Below are 18,520 nucleotides of genomic sequence, written 5' to 3'. Positions count from 1 at the left end.
ACACCAACGTACGCAACACGCCACACATTAAAAGACGCCTAGAACGCAATTCCAAACCCAAAAAGTACAAACCTAAAATCACAAGCCACAAGCCAGAAGCCACCGCAAGGCCAACGGTCACAAGAAAGCGGCAGGCACCCGTGAGCAAGAAGCAGATTCGCTTTGCGCCAGCGAGTGCCTGATGGCGCAAGAGTCTTTATTGACGATGAATGTCCGCGTAGCGGGTGGGTTCCGCCTGATGCCCAGCGTCCTGCTGGTTCAAACGAGCCAAGGGGCTCGGAGGACGTGGCGCTCAGCGCGCGTGGAAGATATTCAAGTCTGCTAATTAATTCGAGTGCCACCAACGTTCTACGGAGTGGGCACGCAAGTTAGTGCATTGGGCGGTTCAGAAAAAAGCTGCCTTCTTTGGTTACTTTCCTTGCATGGGACCCGAGTAAGGCGCTAAAGCGCCAACTCTGGTCCACAGCACAGAAAGTGACCCCCGCCCCGCGGAGGGGCGCACTAACAGACCGACACGAAAAACCGAAGACCGAAAAACCTCACCGCGTAGCGACAACCGCAGCCTGCCGAACCGGCGCCCCCAACGCGCGCAGCGTCTCCTTAACCGTAGAAATCCTCACAGCAAGATCCGGACTGCGAGATTCGATCCGCAACTTGTCCTGCCCAGCGAGCTTGATGTGCTTATGCTTCTGCACCATCTCGATGATCCGCATCGCATCGATCGGCGGATTCGGCACGAACTGCATCGAAATAGAAAGCTCCGCCGCATCGATCTTCGATATGCCAAGCGGCTTCGCCGCAAGCCGCAACCGATGCGTCTCCACCAGCGCATGCGCCTGCGCCGGCAGCTTGCCGAAGCGGTCCACGAGCTCTTCGAGAATGCCATCGATCGCATCGCTCGATTCGCAATTCGCCAGCCGCTTGTACAACGACAAGCGCTCCTGCACATCGCCACAGTAATCAGCAGGAAGAATCGCCGGCGCGTGAAGATTGATCTCCGTCGTCGCAGCCAGCGGCGCATTGAGATCAGGCTCGCGGCCATCCTTCAGCGCGCGCACCGCATCGTTGAGCATGTCCGTATAAAGCTGGAAGCCAATCTCGTGAATCTCGCCCGATTGCTTGTCGCCCAGCACTTCGCCCGTGCCGCGAATCTCGAGGTCGTGCATCGCCAGATAGAAGCCCGAGCCGAGTTCCTCCATCTGCTGGATCGCCTCCAGACGACGCTGCGCCTGCTTCGTCAGCGATTGCGGATCATGCACCAGCAAATACGCATACGCCTGGTGATGCGATCGTCCAACGCGCCCGCGCAACTGATGCAACTGCGCAAGACCGAACTTGTCCGCGCGATGCATGAGAATCGTGTTCGCACTCGGCACGTCGATGCCCGTCTCGATGATCGTCGTGCACAACAGCACGTTCGCGCGCTGCCCGACGAAATCGCGCATCACGCGCTCGAGTTCGCGCTCGTGCATCTGTCCATGCGCCACCGCAATACGTGCCTCGGGCACCAGCGCTTCGAGCATCGCGCGCCGGTTCTCGATCGTCTCGACTTCGTTGTGCAGGAAGTACACCTGTCCGCCGCGCTTCAGTTCGCGCAGCATCGCCTCGCGAATCACGCCATCGTCCTCGCGCCGCACGAAAGTCTTGATCGCAAGGCGCTTTTGCGGCGCAGTCGCGATCACGGAGAAATCGCGCAGGCCCTCGAGCGCCATGCCGAGCGTGCGGGGAATCGGCGTGGCGGTGAGCGTCAGTACATCGACTTCGGCGCGCAACGCCTTGAGCGCCTCCTTCTGACGTACGCCAAAGCGATGCTCCTCGTCGATGATCACGAGCCCCAGCCGCTTGAACTTCACATCGCTCGACAAGAGCTTGTGCGTGCCGATGACGATATCGACGGTTCCTTCGTTGATCTGCTGCACCGCCGTCGACACTTCCTTGCTGCTCCGGAAACGCGATAGCTCCGCGATACGCACCGGCCAGTCGGAGAAGCGGTCCGTGAACGTCTGCGTGTGCTGTTCGGCAAGCAGCGTCGTGGGCGAAAGTATCGCTACCTGCTTGCCGCCCATCACCGCGATGAACGCCGCGCGCAACGCAACCTCCGTCTTGCCGAAGCCCACATCGCCGCAGACGAGGCGATCCATCGGCTTGCCGCTCGTCATGTCGGCAATCACGGATGCGATCGCCGCCGCCTGGTCGGGCGTCTCCTCGAAGCCGAAGCTCTCCGCGAACTTCGTGTAGTCGCGCGGTTCGAGCTTGAACGCAAAGCCTTGGCGCGACGCCCGGCGCGCATACAGGTTGAGCAGTTCGGCGGCCGTGTCGCGAATCTGCTGCGCAGCCTTGCGCTTGGCTTTGTCCCACTGACCCGAACCTAGCTGATGCAGCGGCGCGCTATCCGGATCGGCGCCGCTGTAGCGCGAAATCACATGCAGTTGCGCGACCGGCACATACAGCTTCGATTCGTTCTGGTACTCGAGATGTAGAAACTCAGTCTCGCCTTCGCCGAGATCCATCGACACGAGTCCCATGTACCGGCCGATGCCATGCTGGGCATGCACGACCGGATCGCCGACCTTGAGTTCGGCGAGGTCGCGCACCATCGATTCGACGTTGCTCGCCTGTTCCTGACGACGGCGCCCCGCGCGGCGCGCAAGCGGGCCGTATAGTTCGGTCTCCGTAACGATGGCGAGCTTTTCCGCCGGCAGCGCAAAGCCATTGGCCAGCGGCGCGATGCCGAGCGTGAACTTGGCGTCGGACGCGAGCCACTCCTGAAACGTATCGTGCGACTCGCCGCGCAAGCCGTTATCCGCGAGCAGTTGCTGGATCGTCTCGCGGCGGCCCGCCGATTCCGCGACCAGCATCACGCGATTCTCGGTCTGATCGAGATAATGGCGCAGCGCGAGCAGCGGCTCGTCGGCGTGACGATCGATCGCGAGACCCGGCAAAGGCACGGCCCAGCCGCCTTCGGGCGTCGCCGGGAACTTCAGTTGCGCGAATGGCTTCGCAAACGTGAAGAAGTCGTCGTCGGTCAGGAAAAGACGGCGCGGTTCGAGGAGCGGCCGTTCGCGGTCGTGCGAAAGGAAGTTGTAGCGCTGCTTCGTGTCGTGCGTGAAGCGCTTGATCGCAGCATCGAGATCGCCGATGAATGCAAGCTGCGAGCCTTCCGGGAGATAGTGGAAGAGCGTCGCGGTCTCGTCGAAAAAGAGCGGCAGATAATATTCGATGCCGGCCGACGGCACGCCATTGCCGATGTCCTTGTAAATCTGCGAGCGGCTCGGATCGCCCTCGAAGACTTCGCGCCAGCGGCTGCGAAACGCGGTGCGCGCCGCTTCGTCGAACGGAAATTCGCGGCCCGGCAACAGGCGCACGTCCTTCACCGGATACAGGCTGCGCTGCGTGTCGGGATCGAAAGCGCGGATGGAATCAACCTGATCGTCGAACAAGTCGATGCGATACGGCAGCGGCGAGCCCATCGGATAAAGGTCGATCAGCGAGCCGCGCACGCAATATTCGCCGGGACGCACGACCTGGCTCACGTGCTCGTAGCCCGCGAGCGTCAGTTGCGCCTTCAGCTTCGCTTCGTCGAGGCGCTCGCCCTGCGTGAACGAGAACGTATAGGCCGCGAGAAACGAGGCCGGCGGCATGCGGTACAGCGCGGTCGTCGCGGGAACGATGAGGATGTCGCAGCGTCCTTCGCCGAGATCGTGCAGCGTGGCGAGGCGCTCGGAGACCAGATCCTGGTGCGGCGAGAACGTGTCGTAGGGCAGCGTTTCCCAGTCGGGCAACAGGCGCACGCGGGCATCCGGCGCGAAGTAGGGCAGTTCGGCGGCGAGGCGCTGGGCATCGACCGCGCTCGCGCAGAGCACCGTCAAAAGCGGCACGGCTTCGAGATGAGCGGCGCGATAACGGGCGATGGCGAGCGCATCCGAGGAGCCGGAAGCGCCGTCGAACACGAAACGCTGGCCTGCCTTGACGAGCGCGATGGGAGACTGGGACTGCGCGTTGACGGCTTTCGAGGACATAAGGTGTGCATTGAACCGTCCGCGCGCAGCGTCAAAAGCCGCGCGCCGGACGTGGTCGCGAAAGACCTATTATAAAATCCGGGCTTCACTTTGACTTGGCCACATGATTCTCTCGTGACTTCGCCCGCCGCCCCGTCTACCACTGCGCGTCTGTTCGCGCTGATTCCCTGCGCCGGAACCGGCAGCCGATCCGGCGCGCCGATGCCGAAGCAATACCAGACGGTCGCGGGCCGGCCGATGCTCGGCTACACGCTTGCCGCATTCGACGCGTGTCCCGAATTCTCGCAGACACTCGTCGTGCTCGCACCGGACGATCATCATTTCGACGCGCGCCGCTTCGCCGGGCTGCGTTTCGTCGTGCAGCGCCGCGGCGGGGCGTCGCGGCAGGCGTCGGTGTACAACGGACTCGTCGCGCTGCGCGAATTCGGCGCGCGCGACGACGACTGGGTGCTCGTGCACGACGCCGCGCGTCCCGGCATCACGCCGGAACTGATTCGCAAGCTCGTCACGGAACTGCGCGACGATCCTGTCGGCGGCATTCTCGCGCTGCCGGTCGCAGATACGCTCAAGCGCGTCGCACCGAACATGCCCGATGCGCCGTCGGGCGGCCCGCGCATCGCCCGCACCGAATCGCGCGATGGCCTGTGGCAGGCGCAGACGCCGCAGATGTTCCGCGTCGGCATGCTGCGCGAAGCGATCGAGCGTGCGCGTCACGACGGCCACGATCTCACCGACGAAGCCAGCGCAATCGAATGGCTCGGTCACTCGCCGAAGCTGGTGCAGGGCAGCCTGCGCAACTTCAAGGTCACTTATCCGGAAGACTTCGGTCTCGCCAGCGCGATCCTTTCCGCGCCGGTGTAATGGCCGCAACGACCGGTCACTCACTCATTACAGCAAGGTTGCATCGATGGATTTCAGAATCGGACAAGGATACGACGTGCATCAGCTCGTCGAAGGACGCGAGCTCATCATCGGCGGCGTGAAGGTTCCGTATGAACTCGGCCTGCTCGGCCACTCCGACGCCGACGTGCTCTTGCATGCCATCACCGATGCGCTGTTCGGCGCAGCCGCGCTCGGCGATATCGGCCGGCATTTTCCGGACACGGCGACCGAGTTCGCCGGCGCGGACAGCCGCGTGCTGCTGCGCGAAGCTGCGAAGCGCGTGTCGGAAGCGGGCTTCGCGATCGCCAACGTGGACAGCACGGTCATCGCTCAGGCGCCGAAGCTGGCGCCGCATATCGAGGCGATGCGCGCGAATATCGCGGCGGATCTCGACCTGTCCATCGATCGCGTGAACGTGAAGGCGAAAACCAACGAAAAGCTCGGTTATCTCGGCCGCAAGGAAGGCATCGAGGCGCAAGCCGCCGTGCTGCTGCGCCGTACGTCGATCGACCATTGAGCGGCACACGCCGCGCTCGTGAAGCGCGGCGCTGGACGGCTTACTTTCCCTCGGCCGCGATCGTCAGCGCGACTGCGCCGATCACCGCGGCGATGCGGCCTACGTCGCGCAGTTGCGTCAACGTCATGCCTTCGGTCACGAGATTTTCGTAGTGCGACTTTACGCAGAAGTGGCACTTGCCGATGATCGACGCCGCGAGCGCGTACATCTCGAAGCGCCGCTTGTCGACGCCGCCATGCGACGCATACGCGTTCATCCGCAATCCGGCGGGCTGGGTCTTGAGTTCGGCGTTGTCGGCCATCTCCAGATACGGATACCAGACGTTGTTCATGCCCATCAGCGCGGCGGCGGTTAGCGCGGCATTCGTTTCTTCCGGCGACAGCACGCCCGCGTTGCGGATGATCCCCACGAGTTTCGTCGCTTTGGCGGCATACGCGGCGGCGAGCGCAACGCCGACCGCGTCATTGCCTTGCAGCGACGAACGCGCGATCGTGCCGTCGATGTTCAGGCGAATGTCCTTCGCGTAATCGGGGACCAGTTCCTTGATCGAGGAAAGGAATTCCACTGACTTCTCCTATTCGGTGGCAAGCGATGGCGACAAAAAACCCGCCGGCTTCCGAGCGTGGGCTCGAAAGAGGGCGGGCTTCATGCATGAGGCTCGATGTTTCGCGCGCTTAGAGCGTCGCGCCGCCGACCGCGCGGTTGCACGGGCAGAGCTCGTCGGTCTGCAGGCCGTCGAGAATGCGCAGCACTTCTTCGGGATTGCGCCCCACGTTCAGATTGTTCACGGACACGTGTTGAATGACGTTGTCCGGATCGACGATGAACGTCGCGCGCAGCGCCACGCCCGCTTCCTTGTCACGCACGCCGAGCTGATCGATGAGTTCGCCCTTCACGTCGCCGAACGAATAGTGGTTCAGCTTGTTGAGGTCCTTGTGCTCGCGACGCCATGCCAGCTTCACGAACTCGTTGTCGACGCTGCCGCCCATAAGAACCGCGTCACGGTCTTCGAAATCGTTCGCGAGCTTGCCGAATTCGACGATTTCGGTCGGGCAGACGAAAGTGAAGTCCTTCGGATAGAAGTAGATGATCTTCCACTTGCCCGGGAAGGACTGCTCGGTAATTTCCTCGAACGCCGACTGTCCGTTTTCTTCGTGGTGATTGAAACCCGGCTTTGCAGCGGTGACGGTGAATGCTTCGACTTTATCGCCAACGGTCTTCATGCAAACGCTCCTGTGTTCGTTGAATGGACAACTCAAGCCAAACTACCGGAAAGCCGTAACGCGCGCATGACACCGTCCTGGGCGTTCACCGTGCGTCGAACCGAAACATGATAACCCCGCGAATTCGCGGCTTCAAAAGTTTATGCCTAATGAAGCGGATAGGTTTTTCAAATGGGCGCCGCTCAGTCACGCGGACCGTCGAACCGTGCGCCCTTCATTTGCGGGAAGTCGATGGTCACTTCGAAGCCGGGTAGCGGCGTGCGATTGCGCAGTCTCAGCGTGCCGCGCTGACGCGTGACGAGCCGCTGGACGATCGCCATGCCGAGGCCCGTGCCGTTCGCCTGCGTGCGCGCCGTGTCGACGCGATAGAACGGCCGCGTGATCAGCCCGATCTGGTCGTCGGGGATACCGCGTCCTTCGTCCATCACCGACAGTTCGACCCGGCCATGCGCGACGCGCGTTTGCAGCGTGATTCGCGCAATATCGTCGCGCTCGCTGCGGCCGTATTTACGCGCGTTCTCCAGCAGATTGCCGACGACACGGCGCGCGTCGGTCGGATCGCCCTCGATGATCGCGCCGGGCGCGAGGTCCGTGCGCATCACGACGCCATCGTCGGCCTGAAAGCGCACGGCCAGCTCGCTCGCGATCATCGACAGATCGACGGCCTCGGGCATACGCTGCATCGGCCGGGCATAGTCGAGGAAGCGCCCGATGATCATGTCCATCTGCTCGATGTCGTCGATCATCGCGAGCTTCGTCGCTTCGTCGGACGGGCTCATTTCGGTTTCGAGCCGCAGACGCGCGAGCGGCGTGCGCAGGTCGTGCGAGATGCCCGCGAGCATCAGCGCGCGATCGGCCTCCAACTGCTCGAGGTTCTGCACCATCTGATTGAAGCTGCGATTGGTCTCGGCGGCGACGCCCATGCCGCGGTCGGGCAGCGGTTCCGGCGACTGTCCCGAGCCGACTTTGCGCGCCGCGAGCGCGAGACGTGCGAACGGACGGTTCACGAGACTCGTGATGAACGCCGCGCCGAACAGCGACAGCGCGAGCGCGAACACGCCCCAGCCGGCCCATTGAAGGCCCGTGACGGTGTCGAGCTGGTCGCGGTCGAGCGCGACCCAGTAGTCGTCGTCGTCGATCTTGAAGCTGATCCACACGCCGGGAATATCGTTCACCGACTGCGCGATGATCGTGTCGTTGCCGAGCCGCCCGCGCACGTCGCGCTCGATCAGCCGGTTGAGCGATTCGTCGGGTTGCAGGCGATATTTGTCGGTCGTCTCGCGCGGATACACCCGCACGCCCTCATTGCTTTCGAGGTCCTGAAGCAGCGCGCGGCGCAGGTCGGGATCGGAATAGAGAAGGGCAGTGCGCGTGAGTTTGACGACGGCGACGAGCTGAAGCGCCACGCGCTGCGCGCGCGGCTCCCGCTCGATTACGCGAAAGCTCTGGAACCATGCAGTGAGGCTGACCGCGATGAGCAGCGCGATCAGCGCGAAGGTTCGCCAGAACAGGCCGCCGAACGCAAGCGCCAGTAGCCGCCTGTCGATGCGCATGGGTCTATCGGGTTCCGCCCGGTGAAGAAGATGAAGCGTATCGAACTCGCTTGAAGAGCGTGTGCAGGCTCAAGCCGCGCCGTCGGGAATGAAGACGTAACCGAGACCCCACACCGTCTGGATGAAGCGCGGGCTGCTCGGATCCGGCTCGATCAGCTTGCGCAGACGCGAGATCTGCACATCGAGGCTGCGGTCGAACACTTCGTATTCCCGGCCGCGTGCAAGCTCCATCAGCTTTTCACGCGAAAGCGGCTGGCGCGGATGACGCGCGAACACCTTCAGCACCGAAAATTCGCCGGTGGTCAGCGGAATTTCCTGGCCGTTCTTCGTGAGCGTGCGCGTGGCGAGATTCAGCGCGAATTCGCCGAACTCGAACACTTCCGTCGTTTCCGACGGCGCGCCCGGCAGTTCGGACGGCGTCTGGCGACGCAGCACCGCATGGATGCGCGCAACGAGCTCGCGCGGATTGAACGGCTTCGGCAGATAGTCGTCGGCGCCCATTTCGAGGCCGACGATGCGATCCACGTCTTCACCCTTCGCGGTGAGCATGATGATCGGCGTGCGATCGTTGCTGCCGCGCAGACGACGGCAGATGGAAAGGCCGTCTTCGCCGGGCAGCATCAGGTCGAGCACCAGCAAGTCGAAGCGCTCGCGCACCCACAGCTTGTTCATCGACGGCGCGTTTTCGGCGACGTACACGTTGAAGCCCTGTTCGCCGAGATAGCGCCGCAGAAGATCACGCAGGCGAGGATCGTCATCGACTACGAGGATTTTTGAAGGGTTCTTGGTTTCCATGGAGGCATCTTAGCGCGTTTGTTCAAACGCCGAGTTTGTAACAAAAGCGAGTGTAACAGTTAGTTACAAAATTTACGGAGCCCGTGGCACGCCTCTTATCATCCGTGCGTACACTGCTTTACCTTGGCCCGCCATTCGGTAGATACTCCATTACACCTATGCGTCGCGCGGCGTGTCGCGCCTGTGCGAAAGTGTGAAAAGAATGAGGCTGTCCGGTTGTCGAGCAACGAAGGGAACAACATGAAGGGAGCGCGGCAGCGCGGACCTGTGCGCAGCAGGCGCATTTCCAGTAAGACGCTACTCGCAAGTGCGCTCTATGCCGCGCTGAGCGCGCCGCATGCCTATGCGCAACCTTCGACTTCCACCGGTTCCACGGGCGCGTTCAACCGCACCGTTCTTACACAGGATAGCCGCTCGGACGGCAAAATCGTCCGCGCGCAGCAGCGCAGCGGCAAAGGTTCGGGCAAGCGCGACCGCGACAGCAAGTCGGCCGTGCTGCAACCCGTGCAGCAGGTCGACGACACTCCGCCCGCGCGTCCGCCGCGGCACACCGTCATGACCGCCGACGAGCGCCGGCTCTTGCGCCAGCACATCGAAGAGGCCGTGCGCGATCTTTATAAACGCTGAACCTGACCCAGGGCGAACGCGATGAACCGACGTGAATTCCTGTCGATCGCGGGCGCGCTGGCGGCAGGGCCGATGCCGGCGGCAGCCGCGCTGACGACAGCGCGTCCGGACGGTCCAGTCAAGGCGCTGATTTTCGTCGATTTCAACGGCGGCAACGACGGCCTCAACACGGTCATTCCCATCGCGGACGAGCGTTATCGCGCGCTCCGGCCGACACTGCACATTCCGCGCGACAAGGCGTTACGTATCGACGAGCGCACCGGGCTCCATCCGTCGCTGCGTCCGTTGATGCCCGCGTGGAATGCCGGCGAATGGGCGATCGTGCAGGGCGTCGGCTATGCGCAGCCGAGCCGCTCGCATTACCGCTCGCAGCAGATATGGAACACGGCGTCGGACGCGGGGGATTATCTTCGGGAAGGCTGGCTCGCGCGGTCGGTTGCATCGCAAATGCATACGTTCGGCACCGCGGAGGCCGGGCCGTTTCCGGCTGGCGTCAACATGCCGCAGATGAACTTGCCTTTCGATATGCGTTCGTTTGCCGCATCCTGCGAGGCCGCTGTGCGTGTGGTTCGCGGCAGCCGTGCGCAGCACGGCGTCACTGTGATTCGCCTCGCGCTGAACGGCTTCGATACGCACGAGCATCAGGCGGCGCGCCATGCATCGCTGCTCGCGCAGTTCGCCGATGGCGTCGCCTCGCTGCGTCAGGCATTGACCGCGAGCGGTGACTGGCGCCGCACGCTCGTGATGACTCGTTCGGAGTTCGGACGATCGGCGCACGAAAACGAGGCTCGTGGCACCGAGCACGGCGCAGCCGCGCCGCACTTCGTGCTGGGCGGCGCGGTTCGCGGCGGGCTGTTCGGCGACGCGCCGAACCTCGATCAGCTCGACGCGGACGGCGGCGTGCAGGCGTCCGTCGACTTTCGACGGTTTTGCGCGACGGCGCTCGACGCGTGCTGGAGCATCGCGTCGGCGCCAGTCATCGGGCAGTCGTTCGAACCGCTGCCTTTTGTGCGCGCGTAGCGGCTATCGCGTACGCCAGGTAATCCACAGTTTGCGGATCGGCGTGAGGGAGATGCGCTGATGCAGCACCTGAAAGCCTTCCCGTTCGATCTCATCGAAGCGAGCCAGCGCAAGCGCGGCCTGCGCGCGCAACACGCGCTGCGACGAGCGCTCGGCAGGCGGTATCGCGGCGAGCGCCTCGTGCAGTGAACGGCGGGCGCGTTCGGTCTGGAAGCGCATCAGGTCGGAAAACGCGTCGCTGTACTTGCGATTGATGATGTCCGCCGCCGTCACGTTGAAACGCTGCAACTCGTCGATGGGCACGTAGATGCGCCCGTTGCGCGCGTCGTCACCGATATCCTGCACGCGCTCGGCGAGCAATAGTGCGGCGCCGAGCGGCGCGGCCCATGAGGCGGCCTGCTCGGGATCGCGCGCCGTGGCGCTCGCGACGGCCGTGCCGAACGCGCCGCCGGTCTGATCCAGATAACGCCGCAGCCCGGGCCAGTCGAGGTAGCGCGCCTGATCGAGGTCCATGCCGAAGCCATCGACGAGCATCGGCAGCGATGCGCGCACCGCCCGATCGAGCGCGCTGCCGGGCGGGCAGTGCGCCTGCAGCGCTTTGGTGACCGGATGCGTCGGCTCGCCGGCGTCGAGCTTGCCGAGTTCGGCTTGCCACCAGGCGTGCTTGGTGCGGCCGATGGTAGGGTCGCTGGTTTCCTTCACCGTCTCTTCCAGTTCCCGATAGAGCGCGTACAGCGCGGTCACGAGCGGCTGGCGCGCGACGGGCGCGCGGCGCAGCGCGTAGTACGCACTGGAGCCTTCGGGGGCGGCTTTTTTCTGGCAGTAGTCGTTGAAGTTCACGAAGGGGACTTGTGGGGTGTGCGATGGATGCGAAGCGGCGGCCATTTTATCCGCCCGGGAGATGCAGCGCAGCCTGAGCGATCCAGACCACACTGGCTGGGCGATTGCGCCGAGTCGATGTGCGCCGGCCCACTGACGGCGATCATCGCCCGCGCAACACTGCGCAAAACACGCGAGAAGCGCGAACCCATCGGAGACGGCGATGCCCCTGAGCAAGACGGAGAACAAGCAGTTCGGCGACAAGTGCGTGCCGTTCCTGGTGAGAAGCGTGGCGAAGGACTTCGGCTTCGACTTTCGCGTGTGTCCGCGGCAGATGAGCGTATCGCCAACGCTCGGGCTGCACATCACGGCTGCGCGCCGTGCCGACGCGAAGCTGTCGTATCCGCTGAACGTGTTCGTACACTGGGAGCAGTCGAGCGTGCGTCGGTTTCTTTCACATGTCGACAGGCCGATTGCCGCCGCGCAGGCCAGCGAGCGGGTCGCGGAGGAAATCAGGAAGCGAATCGGGCAGACGGGCGTCGACTTCGCGGGGCGATCGCAGGCGAAAGGCGAAGTGTTGATGGTCGCGGTAGGCGATATCGTGCTGTAGCGCGCGACGCCGGGACCGGAAATGAAAAAACCCCTTCGGCGATCAAAGGGGTTCGTATGGTGCGAGGAGGGGGACTCGAACCCCCACACCATTGCTGGCGTCAGGACCTAAACCTGGTGCGTCTACCAATTTCGCCATCCTCGCAGCACGGGGGCTGTACAACCACCGTGTTCGGCACCGGTCCACTGTGCCAAGCCGCGCATTCTAACGCATTCGTCAGGCGATGTCTGCCAAATTGCATCGCACGCGGGCATCGGCTGCGCGGCGCATGGTCCGTACGCGAAGGACGAATGGCAGTCGATATCCGCCATGCGCGCCTGGCGATTGCGGCCCGGCAGCCCTCTGCCTAGAATCACGTCATTCCTCGCCTTTCGCATTCTTCCCGCTCATGACCCGCAACGCGCGCAATCGCTTCGTCGCATGGCTCGGCATCGCCGCCATGTGGCTGGCTATTGTCGCGCCGGTCATCAGCCAGAGCATCGCCGCTCGCAATGCCGCGCTCGATACCGAAGCCGCCGCGTTCTGCACCGTCGATACGCTCCCCAGCGTCTTCTCGACCGCCGACGAGCACGCTCACCACCACGCAGACGCGGATGCCGACGACGACGCAGACGCCGACGAACCCGCAGCCCACGCGTCTCACGCGGGCGCTGGCGAACACGCGGGCCACCTCGATGCCTGCTCGTATTGCGGACTGCTCGCGCATCATTTGCCGGTGGTTCTTGCGGCTTCGCATGCCGTCGCATCGATGGAGCGCGTCGCGCGCGTCGCGCCAGTCGTGCCGATCCGCATCGTCACGACGAAGTCTTTCAACGCCGCTTCACCGCGCGCGCCTCCTGTCCTCTCCTGAAGCCGTCTCCCGTCGGATCGCGTAGTCGTTCGTCCGGCGCATGAGCGCGCGGGCGACGCGGTCGCTCGCCAGCTCATTCAGGAATCCACGATGTTCACGCTCCTCACGCGAGCGCGCCGGCATTCGCGCCGTCGCGCCGTCACGCCATCGCGCGCGGCTCTGCCGTTGTCGCTCCTGGCGCATGCGGCCTGGTCCGCCACGCCCGCCGCCGCCACGGCCGCGCCCACCGCCGCCAATTCGCCCGAAGCCGAACCCGAAACCACGCTTGCGCCCGTCGTCGTGACGGCGCAGTCATCGTCGGCAGTACGCTCTCCGCTCGATCCGAACCTGCCCGCCAGCGTCAACACGGTGACCGCCGACCAGTTCCAGTACTGGAACGTCACGACGCCCGAAGACGTGCTGAAGTACGCGCCGAACATGGCCGTGCGCAAGCGTTTCATCGGCGATCCGAACGCGACCATCTCCGTGCGCGGCACGAGCAACGCGCAAACGGCGCGCGGCCTCGTGTACGCGGACGGCTTGCTGCTCAGCAACTTCCTCGGCAATACGTGGTCGTTCGCGCCGCGCTGGTCGATGGTTTTCGCCGACGACATCGCCCGCACCGACGTTATCTACGGGCCGTACTCGGCGCTTTATCCCGGCAACTCGATCGGCGCGACCGTCGCCATCACCACCCGCATGCCGACGCAGTTCGAAGCCGACGCGAAGGTGCAGGCGTTCACGCAACACTTCGATCTGTTCGGCATCAACCGCAGCTTCAACGGCACGAACACAACGGGCAAAGTGGGCGACCGCATCGGCAGGTTCTCGTTCCTGATCGGCTTCGATCACCTGGAGAACACCGGCCAGCCGCTCCAGTTCGCCACTTTCGCTCAATCGCGCACGCCCGCCACCGCCGCCGATACGCCCGTCACCGGCGCGCGCTTCTACAACGACCAGTTCAACGCGCGCACAGCGGTTGTCGGCACGACGGCCGAAGGCATCGAGCGAACGTTTCAGGACCAGTTGCGCGTAAAGCTCGCCTACGACCTGACGAACACGCTGCAGGCCGGCTTCACGCTCGGCTACTGGCATCAGAAGTACAACAGCGACACGACGACCTTCCTGCGCGATGCCGCCGGCAATCCGGTCTATAGCGGCCGCGTGAACATCGACGGCTTCGAATACAACCTGCCCGTCGCCACGTTCGCGCCGAGCATGGGGTCGAGCGAAAACTTCCTCTACGGCTTGTCGCTGCGCACGCACGACGATACGGGCTGGAACGCGGAAGCCGTCGCTTCGTACTTCGACATCACGCAGAGCATCGCGCGCACGGCGAATTCCGGCGTGCCCGGCGACGGCCCCGGCACGCTCACGGATGGCTCCGGCTCGGGATGGAAGTCGCTCGACCTGCGCACGAGCTGGACACCGTCGGCGAGCTCGGGACTGGCCGCGCACGCCGTATCGTTCGGCTATCACTACGACGACTATTTTCTCGACAACGTGACGTCGAACACGAGCGCGTGGCGCGATGGCGGGGGCGTGTCCTTCGCCAATGCGTTCGCCGGCCGCACGCGCACGCAAGCCCTGTACGCACAGGACGCGTGGCGGTTCCTGCCGCGCTGGGCGTTCACCTATGGCGTGCGTTACGAGAACTGGAATGCCTACGACGGCTCTCGCGCGCTCGGCGCCACGTCGCTCGCTTATGGCGATGTCAGCCAGAGCCACTGGTCGCCGAAAGCATCGCTGTCATTCGACGCGACCAACGATCTGACGCTGCGGGCATCCATCGGGCGCGCGTATCGGTTTCCGACCGTCGGCGAGTTGTTCCAGGGGCAAATCAACGGCGTGTCGATCATCAACAGCAATCCGAACCTTCAGCCGGAGAACGATCTTTCCAAGGAACTCACCGCCGAATGGACGCAGGGCTACGGCCTCTACCGCTTCACGCTCTTTCAGGACGACGTAAAAAACACGATCCTGAGCCAGACGAACACGACCGTCATTCCGAACGTCACGAACTTCCAGAACATCGGCAAGGTGCGGTCGCGCGGAGCCGAAGCGAGCTACGAAGGGCAGGACGTGTTGCTGCGCGGCCTCGATCTCGCCGCGAACGTGGCGTACACGCAGTCGAAGATCATCGAGAACAGCACTAACCCGGCGTCGGTCGGCAAGTACTTCTATCGCATTCCGTTGTGGCGTTTGAACGCGGTGGCGACGTATCGCGCGACCGCGAAGATGGCGGGCACGCTCGCGCTGCGCTACTCGGGCCGCCAGTACAACACGCTCACCAACACCGACGTCAATCCGAACACCTATGGCGGCACGAGCACGTATGCCGTCGTCGATGCGAAGTTGACCTACAAGCCGACGAAGACGACGCAACTGGGCGTGGGCGTCGACAACCTGTTCGATCGACGCTACTACGTCTTTCATCCCTATCCGGGCCGCACGTTCTACGTGGAAGGGCGCATCGGCATCTGAAGCCAGTTTGTTCTCAACTCAAAAATTCGACAGGAAACGTCATGCACGCACCTCAATCCACACTCGCCGAACCGGATGGCGACGTCATCGCCGAGCGCCGCACGCTCTGGCGCTGGCACTTTTATGCGGGACTCTTCGTGATGCCGCTGCTGATCGTGCTGGCGATCACCGGCACGCTGTATTGCTTCCAGCCGCAAATCGAGCCGATGTTGTATCGCGACCGGACGATCGTCGCCGATACCCACGCTCCGCGTCTTTCGCAGGATGCGCTGCTCGCAAAGGCGATCGCCGCCGAGCCGCGCGATGCAGTGGCGACGCTCGCACAGATCGAGACCGATCCCACGCGCAGCGCCGAGTTCGTGTTCCGGCTGCCGTCGGGCGAGAGCGAGAGCGTCTACGTCAATCCGTATGACGGCGCGGTGCTCGGAACGCTGAGCGTCGAGCACCGGTTGATGAAGCAGATTCGCAACCTGCATCGCGGGCTGATGCTCGGCAAGACCGGCGAACTGCTCATGGAACTGGCCGGCTGCTGGACGCTCGTGATGATCGGCACGGGCGTCGCGCTGTGGTGGCCGTGGGGCAGGGCGAGCCGCCGTGCGGCCGGCGTGTGGCTGCCGCGCTTGTCGCTCAAAGGGCGCGCGTGGTGGCGCGACCTGCACGCGGTGGGCGGCGTGTGGCTCGCCATCGGCGCGCTGTTCTTCGTGTTGAGCGGCCTGCCGTGGTCCAACTCGTGGGGCAAGCAGTTCAAGGCGCTGGCGACATCGGCATCGCTCGGCTATCCGAAAGGCGCGTGGGGCGAGGCGCACGTGCATTCGACCGCGCCCGGCAAGGCGTCGCCCGGAGGCGGCGAACACGCGATGCACGGCATGGCGATGAAGATGGACGATCTGCCGCTGCACCAGACGCCGTGGGCCGTGGGCGCGACTGCGGTGCCGGACAGCGTAAGCCATGCGGCTGCGTCGCGTGTGCCGCTCGACGATGTAGTCGCGCTGGCGGCGAAGCACGGTATCGCCGATGACTACGGCATCGCGTTGCCGTCATCCCCGACCGGCGTGTACACGGTGTCGTACTTTCCCGCCGATCCGCAAGCGGAGCGCACGTTGCACATCGATCAGTACACCGGCCGCGTGCTGTCCGATATTTCCTATCAGAGCTACGGAGCGATCGCGCAAGTCATCTCGTACGGCACGTCGCTGCACATGGGACGCTACTTCGGGATGGCCAATCAGATCATCTGTTCCGCGATTTCGCTCGGACTGGCGGCGCTTTCGGTGACCGGCTTCGTGATGTGGCTCAAGCGCCGTCCGTCGCGCACGCTCGGCGCGCCGTCGCGTCCGGCCAGGCGCCCGCCGATGCGCGCATGGCGCGGCGGGCTGGCGCTCGTGGGCGTCGTGTTTCCGCTGATGGGGGCGACGATGCTTGCCGTGTGGTGTCTGGATCGACTGGCGTTCGGACGTCGATCCGGGGCGCAGGCGCGAGCCTGACGCGCCGCGCTCCCGCGATGCTCAGACTGAGCCGAATCGCAAGCGTGTGAGCTGCTCCGCTTCGTTCGCCAGCAAGCGGGCGGCGTCGCGGATCGCGACATCGAGGGTGATCGGACCCGGCGCGGGCGAGAAGCATCCGCTGAAAAACTCCGACAGACGCGGCAGCGCCGCCGAATCGACGGCGCCCGACAGCAGCGATGCCGTCACACCCGCGGCCCGCGCATGCTTGCAGGCGATGAAAGGCGCCTTCCCGTGCAGCGTCTGCACGTCCGAGCGGCCTTCGCCGGTGATGAGCCAGTTCGCGCCGGCGAGGGCATCGTCCAGGCCGATCTCGCGCGCCACGACTTCCGCGCCGGTCTCGAAGCGCGCGCCGAGCATGTGCAGCGCAAAACCGAGCCCGCCGGCCGCGCCCGCGCCCGGTTCGTTGCGCTTGACCACGCCCATCGCCGGTTCGAGCCGATCCGCGAAATGGGCGAGGGCGGCGTCGATCGCCGCGATCTGCTCGGGCGTCACGCCTTTCTGCGGGCCGAACACGGCGGTCGCGCCATGCTCGCCGGTGAGCGGGTTATCGACATCGGACATGCCGACGAACTCCGCTTCTTTCACACGCGGATCAAGCCCCGTTGCATCGACACGCGCGATGTTCGCGAGCGACGACGGCGTCGGCGGCAATTCCTGACCGTCCGCATCGAAGAGCTTCAGCCCGAGGCCGACGAGCAGGCCCGCGCCGCCATCGTTGGTGCTGCTGCCGCCTAGCGCGACGAAGAAGCGGCGCGCGCCCGAGTCGAGCAGGGCGCGGATCGCCTCGCCCATGCCGAGCGTGCTGCGCTCCGTGACCGGCACGGCCATGCCGTCGGGGTCCGTGATGCCGACCACTTCCGCCGTTTCGATGATCGCGCTGCCATCGGCAAGCAGACCTGTCGCCGCATCGCGCCGGGCGGACGCCGCGCCGCGCACGTTCAGGAGACGCCGCTCGCCGCCGGCGGCGAGCATCGCGTCGAGCGTGCCTTCGCCGCCGTCGGCCATCGGACGAATGCGGATTTCCGCGTCCGGCCGCGCCCGCCTGATACCTTCCGCGATGGCGTTCGCGACGCCTTCGGCGGAGAGCGATCCCTTGAACGAATCCGGAGCGATGACGACGACGGGAGCGGGCGCGGATGGCGTGACGTTAGGCATGGTGTCTCGATGTTCTGATAGTAAAAGGTCGCTGAAGAGTCGATTGAAATGCTGCGGGCACGCCCCATTTATGCTGTTCTGGCATGCCTGTGATTCGCCGCGGCAATGCATGCCGCCTTCGCGAGCGGATTGCGCGGCAAAGCTTATCAGCGCGCTGCGCGCAGCAAAATAGCCGCGGCCTCATAGCGGGCATTGTGCTTCGGCCCGGCTTGCCGCGAAAACGCGGATTTACGCGAAAAGTCGGCGTTAAAACGGCCGAAAGCGCCTGAAACTCAGCATGGCCGTTCCCGCAGGCAAAGGCAGTTTGATTTGTTTGCTAGAATGGCTGGCTCTGTTGGCTGACTCGCTCGGCGACGGTCCGGGCGTTTTCTGAATGGCGCGTTTTCTCGCGCTCCGCGAACGTCGGCCGTTGAAGAGAAGAGCGCCGGCGGCCCTCCACGGACCCGCGCCTTTAGAACCGCGGAAGAACCGAACACCGAACA

Annotated in this window: 15 protein-coding genes and 1 tRNA gene; 8 read left to right on the top strand and 8 right to left on the bottom strand. The window is 64.4% G+C overall.

The features are described 5' to 3' along the window. Positions 1 to 539 precede the first annotated feature (539 nt). Positions 540 to 4,019, bottom strand: coding sequence for a transcription-repair coupling factor (gene mfd / locus LDZ21_RS07075; protein WP_244792332.1), 3,480 nt, complete (start codon positions 4,017 to 4,019; stop codon positions 540 to 542). A 201-nt stretch (positions 4,020 to 4,220) separates the two neighbouring features. Between mfd and ispD the strand changes: the two genes are divergently transcribed. Next, complete coding sequence (gene ispD / locus LDZ21_RS07070; RefSeq protein WP_229753808.1) at positions 4,221 to 4,880, top strand: 2-C-methyl-D-erythritol 4-phosphate cytidylyltransferase; 660 nt, start codon at positions 4,221 to 4,223, stop codon at positions 4,878 to 4,880. 46 nt (positions 4,881 to 4,926) lie between these two features. Next, complete coding sequence (gene ispF / locus LDZ21_RS07065) at positions 4,927 to 5,418, top strand: 2-C-methyl-D-erythritol 2,4-cyclodiphosphate synthase (protein ID WP_035967426.1); 492 nt, start codon at positions 4,927 to 4,929, stop codon at positions 5,416 to 5,418. A gap of 40 nt (positions 5,419 to 5,458) precedes the next feature. Here the strand turns inward: ispF and LDZ21_RS07060 are convergent, their stop codons facing one another. The 4 genes from LDZ21_RS07060 to ompR form a co-directional block, all read right to left on the bottom strand. Continuing rightward, the gene (locus tag LDZ21_RS07060; protein WP_244792330.1) at positions 5,459 to 5,983 is read right to left on the bottom strand and encodes a carboxymuconolactone decarboxylase family protein; all 525 of its coding nucleotides are present in this window, start codon (positions 5,981 to 5,983) and stop codon (positions 5,459 to 5,461) included. A 109-nt stretch (positions 5,984 to 6,092) separates the two neighbouring features. Next, complete coding sequence (locus tag LDZ21_RS07055; protein WP_035967424.1) at positions 6,093 to 6,641, bottom strand: peroxiredoxin; 549 nt, start codon at positions 6,639 to 6,641, stop codon at positions 6,093 to 6,095. Positions 6,642 to 6,823: 182 nt separating this feature from the next. Then, positions 6,824 to 8,194 carry a two-component system sensor histidine kinase GluS gene (locus LDZ21_RS07050; protein WP_035967422.1) on the bottom strand — a complete coding sequence of 457 codons (1,371 nt, stop codon included), beginning with the start codon at positions 8,192 to 8,194 and terminating at the stop codon, positions 6,824 to 6,826. 69 nt (positions 8,195 to 8,263) lie between these two features. Beyond that, positions 8,264 to 8,989 (bottom strand): two-component system response regulator GluR, encoded by a 726-nt coding sequence (gene ompR, locus LDZ21_RS07045; RefSeq protein WP_008349770.1) that lies wholly within the window; start codon positions 8,987 to 8,989, stop codon positions 8,264 to 8,266. Between the two features lie 240 nt (positions 8,990 to 9,229). Here ompR and LDZ21_RS07040 point away from each other — a divergent pair, with 240 nt between their 5' ends. Further along, entirely contained in the window at positions 9,230 to 9,616 is a 387-nt protein-coding gene (locus LDZ21_RS07040; protein WP_244794787.1) for a hypothetical protein, read from the top strand. A 21-nt stretch (positions 9,617 to 9,637) separates the two neighbouring features. After that, positions 9,638 to 10,636 carry a DUF1501 domain-containing protein gene (locus LDZ21_RS07035; protein ID WP_244792328.1) on the top strand — a complete coding sequence of 333 codons (999 nt, stop codon included), beginning with the start codon at positions 9,638 to 9,640 and terminating at the stop codon, positions 10,634 to 10,636. A gap of 3 nt (positions 10,637 to 10,639) precedes the next feature. Here the strand turns inward: LDZ21_RS07035 and LDZ21_RS07030 are convergent, their stop codons facing one another. Beyond that, positions 10,640 to 11,476 carry a squalene/phytoene synthase family protein gene (locus tag LDZ21_RS07030; protein ID WP_244792326.1) on the bottom strand — a complete coding sequence of 279 codons (837 nt, stop codon included), beginning with the start codon at positions 11,474 to 11,476 and terminating at the stop codon, positions 10,640 to 10,642. Positions 11,477 to 11,678: 202 nt separating this feature from the next. On the opposite strand from LDZ21_RS07030, the gene LDZ21_RS07025 reads away from it, so the two are divergent. Next, positions 11,679 to 12,065, top strand: coding sequence for a DUF5594 family protein (locus tag LDZ21_RS07025; RefSeq protein ID WP_244792324.1), 387 nt, complete (start codon positions 11,679 to 11,681; stop codon positions 12,063 to 12,065). Positions 12,066 to 12,122: 57 nt separating this feature from the next. Here LDZ21_RS07025 and LDZ21_RS07020 read toward each other — a convergent pair. Continuing rightward, positions 12,123 to 12,209, bottom strand: a tRNA-Leu gene (locus LDZ21_RS07020). A gap of 244 nt (positions 12,210 to 12,453) precedes the next feature. Here LDZ21_RS07020 and LDZ21_RS07015 point away from each other — a divergent pair. From LDZ21_RS07015 to LDZ21_RS07005, 3 genes are all read left to right on the top strand, one after another. Continuing rightward, the gene (locus LDZ21_RS07015; protein WP_244792322.1) at positions 12,454 to 12,915 is read left to right on the top strand and encodes a DUF2946 family protein; all 462 of its coding nucleotides are present in this window, start codon (positions 12,454 to 12,456) and stop codon (positions 12,913 to 12,915) included. Positions 12,916 to 13,005: 90 nt separating this feature from the next. After that, positions 13,006 to 15,378, top strand: a complete 2,373-nt coding sequence (locus LDZ21_RS07010) for a TonB-dependent receptor (RefSeq protein WP_244792320.1) — start codon at positions 13,006 to 13,008, stop codon at positions 15,376 to 15,378. A gap of 41 nt (positions 15,379 to 15,419) precedes the next feature. Continuing rightward, positions 15,420 to 16,862 carry a PepSY-associated TM helix domain-containing protein gene (locus LDZ21_RS07005; RefSeq protein WP_244792318.1) on the top strand — a complete coding sequence of 481 codons (1,443 nt, stop codon included), beginning with the start codon at positions 15,420 to 15,422 and terminating at the stop codon, positions 16,860 to 16,862. A 21-nt stretch (positions 16,863 to 16,883) separates the two neighbouring features. On the opposite strand, the gene LDZ21_RS07000 is transcribed toward LDZ21_RS07005, so the two are convergent. Next, entirely contained in the window at positions 16,884 to 18,038 is a 1,155-nt protein-coding gene (locus LDZ21_RS07000) for a glycerate kinase (protein ID WP_244792316.1), read from the bottom strand. Positions 18,039 to 18,520 lie beyond the last annotated feature (482 nt).

Origin of the sequence: Caballeronia grimmiae (genome assembly GCF_022879615.1) — a bacterium.
In the GTDB taxonomy this organism is placed as follows: domain Bacteria; phylum Pseudomonadota; class Gammaproteobacteria; order Burkholderiales; family Burkholderiaceae; genus Caballeronia; species Caballeronia grimmiae.
Note: the sequence above shows the minus strand (reverse complement) of the source record. Positions and strands in the feature narration are given on the sequence as shown.

Bases quoted from the DNA above. Each gene is read 5' to 3' on its own strand.
- mfd (WP_244792332.1), bottom strand. From the start codon at position 4,019: ATGTCCTCGAAAGCCGTCAACGCGCAGTCCCAGTCTCCCATCGCGCTC.
- ispD (WP_229753808.1), top strand. From the start codon at position 4,221: ATGCCGAAGCAATACCAGACGGTCGCGGGCCGGCCGATGCTCGGCTAC.
- ispF (WP_035967426.1), top strand. From the start codon at position 4,927: ATGGATTTCAGAATCGGACAAGGATACGACGTGCATCAGCTCGTCGAA.
- LDZ21_RS07055 (WP_035967424.1), bottom strand. From the start codon at position 6,641: ATGAAGACCGTTGGCGATAAAGTCGAAGCATTCACCGTCACCGCTGCA.
- LDZ21_RS07050 (WP_035967422.1), bottom strand. From the start codon at position 8,194: ATGCGCATCGACAGGCGGCTACTGGCGCTTGCGTTCGGCGGCCTGTTC.
- ompR (WP_008349770.1), bottom strand. From the start codon at position 8,989: ATGGAAACCAAGAACCCTTCAAAAATCCTCGTAGTCGATGACGATCCT.
- LDZ21_RS07040 (WP_244794787.1), top strand. From the start codon at position 9,230: ATGAAGGGAGCGCGGCAGCGCGGACCTGTGCGCAGCAGGCGCATTTCC.
- LDZ21_RS07035 (WP_244792328.1), top strand. From the start codon at position 9,638: ATGAACCGACGTGAATTCCTGTCGATCGCGGGCGCGCTGGCGGCAGGG.
- LDZ21_RS07025 (WP_244792324.1), top strand. From the start codon at position 11,679: ATGCCCCTGAGCAAGACGGAGAACAAGCAGTTCGGCGACAAGTGCGTG.
- LDZ21_RS07015 (WP_244792322.1), top strand. From the start codon at position 12,454: ATGACCCGCAACGCGCGCAATCGCTTCGTCGCATGGCTCGGCATCGCC.
- LDZ21_RS07010 (WP_244792320.1), top strand. From the start codon at position 13,006: ATGTTCACGCTCCTCACGCGAGCGCGCCGGCATTCGCGCCGTCGCGCC.
- LDZ21_RS07005 (WP_244792318.1), top strand. From the start codon at position 15,420: ATGCACGCACCTCAATCCACACTCGCCGAACCGGATGGCGACGTCATC.
- LDZ21_RS07000 (WP_244792316.1), bottom strand. From the start codon at position 18,038: ATGCCTAACGTCACGCCATCCGCGCCCGCTCCCGTCGTCGTCATCGCT.